Raw genomic sequence first — 2,240 nt, forward strand, 5'->3', positions numbered from 1 at the left:
CCTGGCTGACCTGTAATCTCGACGCCTTCAAGGCCCACTGCAAAGCCCACCGCGAATACTGGCAGTGGGTCGAGTTAAGAAACGAAGAGCGCTTCGAAACCAACACCGCCCACAACCGCGGCTACGACTCCAAGAACCTGATGCACACTCTCCGCCTCCTCGACCAAGCCATCGAGATTGCCAACACCGGAAGCATCACCCTGCCCAGACCCAACAGCGACTGGCTGAAAATGGTCAAAAGCGGTGCCTACGAATACGACGAGTTGCTGAGGATTGCCGAAGACAAGCACGGCGAAATGGAGGCTACTTTCGAGAAAGCAAATCTCCCGGATTTGCCTAGCCGGGAAAAGGCCACGGAAATCCTGTTGAGTATTCGAAGAAAATTCTGTTCAAAATAGCTCCTCGCAAAATGTGGAACCTTCGAGACGGAGTGGCGCTTTCCCAAGCGCCATAGGTGGGAAAGGCAGTTTTCAGCCGCCAGTGGACCCATTCGATATTCCTCACCTTGAATCTTCAAACTTCATGGATAGGCTCGTGCTGAACGACACAATCCGTCACTCAACCATCGCCAATCGAACCCGAACCTCACAGACCGCCATGAAACCATCCCACCTATGCATCCTCCCCATCGCCATCATGGCCGTCAGCTCGTGCACGTCGATCACCGGCGAAACCGAAACCGTTGTGATTACTGAAGCAGGCGTTCCCGGCGCTGAAGTGACCGATACCACGACCTTCAAAGCCACCGTTACCGGCATCGATGCCACCAAACGCAAGGTGACCCTGGTTTCCAAGGAAGGCAAAAAACTCAACTTCACCGCCGGACCCGAAGTCCGGAATTTCAATCAAATCGAGATCGGCGATCAATTGACGGTCTCCCTGACGGAAACGTTCAGCATCCGCATGGCCAAGCCCGGAGAGGTGATCGATGACGAGGCCTTCGGCACCGTGGATCTCCCACCCCTCGGATCCAAGCCGGGCCTCAAGATGACGGACACCTTCCAATCCTCCGCCACCATCACCGCCATCGACACGAAACGCCGCAAGGTCACCCTTCAATTTGTCGACGGCTCGACCAAAAAATACCCGGTGCGTGACGACCTGAATCTCGCCGAACGCAAGATCGGCGAGAAGGTCGTGATCCGCAGCAACGAGGTCTACGAGATCAACCTTGAGAAACCGTGATCAGTTGGAGCCAACCCGGCACGATCCTTGCCATCATGGACTACCAGACTCGAACCTTGCACGAACCTGACTCCCTTCCCAAAATGCCATCCATCATGAAAAAGATACTCTTCCTTCTCCTTCCATCCCTGCTCCTCGCCTCATGCGCCGGTGTCGGCTCTTCGAACACCAAGCGCCTGCTCTCGGCCTCCGGTTTCCAGCCAAAGCAACCACAGACCGAGAAACAGACCGAACTCTATGACGCGATGGAGCCCTACAAACTCTACAACAAGGAGATCGATGGCAAAATGCTCTATGGCTACAAGGATCCCGAGCAAGGCGTCGTCTATGTCGGTGGTCCAAAGGAGCACGAGCAGTATCAAAAATACGCCGTCGAACAGCAGCTCGCTCAGGACCAGCGGGTCGCCGCCGAGATGCAGATGGAAGCAGCTTACGGCTGGGGTAGTTGGGGACCCTATGGCCGAGGCTATCGTCGGGGATTTTACTGAAGACCCTGTACTGACTACTGGAAAAACGGCTGAATCCTGAAAAAGCATCTCGGGTTCGCCATCAGATCAATCGGGATCCGGTAGCGGTTGGCACCGGGACGGGGCACGCCGATGGTGTATGGCACGCTGACCTGCGGCCAATCCTCCGGGAATTCTCCCTTCAGGTCCTTCGACGTCCGCAGCAGAAAACCATCGATTGGGGCATTGGTCGTTTCTTCGAAATCGAGGACGAACTCGGCCCCCTCGATCCGTGCATCAAGGATCTCGATCACCGGCGCAGGCGCCACGAGAGCACTTTCACTCCGAATGCTCAGAAGCACCGAGAACTCGTGGCTCGCGCCTGCCGCCAGATCCGGAAAGTCGAAACGCATCGCCCCGCTGACCCAACGCTCGGCCGGAGGCTCCGGCTCGAAGAAGTCCACGCCATTCAAACTGTCGGACTCCACCGAGAGATGCGTCCCCACGCTCGGCTTCCCTTCACGGTGATCATCGACGGGCTCCACACCGTAGTAGCCGCACTCGATTGCCGTCGGCACATCCATCGCGTGCATGCACACCGTATCAAGG

General features: G+C 56.7%; 3 protein-coding genes and 1 pseudogene. 3 read left to right on the forward strand and 1 reads right to left on the reverse strand.

The annotated features are described in order from the left end of the window. From WBG04_RS02340 to WBG04_RS02350, 3 genes and pseudogenes are all read left to right on the forward strand, one after another. A pseudogene (locus WBG04_RS02340) lies at window positions 1–398 on the forward strand (nucleotidyltransferase); the annotation flags it as partial. Window positions 399–597: 199 nt separating this feature from the next. Continuing rightward, entirely contained in the window at window positions 598–1,185 is a 588-nt protein-coding gene (locus WBG04_RS02345) for a hypothetical protein (RefSeq protein ID WP_424312741.1), read from the forward strand. A gap of 95 nt (window positions 1,186–1,280) precedes the next feature. After that, window positions 1,281–1,673, forward strand: coding sequence for a hypothetical protein (locus WBG04_RS02350; protein ID WP_424312742.1), 393 nt, complete (start codon window positions 1,281–1,283; stop codon window positions 1,671–1,673). A 14-nt stretch (window positions 1,674–1,687) separates the two neighbouring features. On the opposite strand, the gene WBG04_RS02355 is transcribed toward WBG04_RS02350, so the two are convergent. Next, window positions 1,688–2,240, reverse strand: a 553-nt coding sequence (locus tag WBG04_RS02355; protein ID WP_424312743.1) for a hypothetical protein, incomplete at its 5' end; no start/stop codon positions are given.

It is taken from the genome of Haloferula sp. (genome assembly GCF_049672945.1).
Classification (GTDB): Bacteria; Verrucomicrobiota; Verrucomicrobiia; order Verrucomicrobiales; family Akkermansiaceae; genus Haloferula.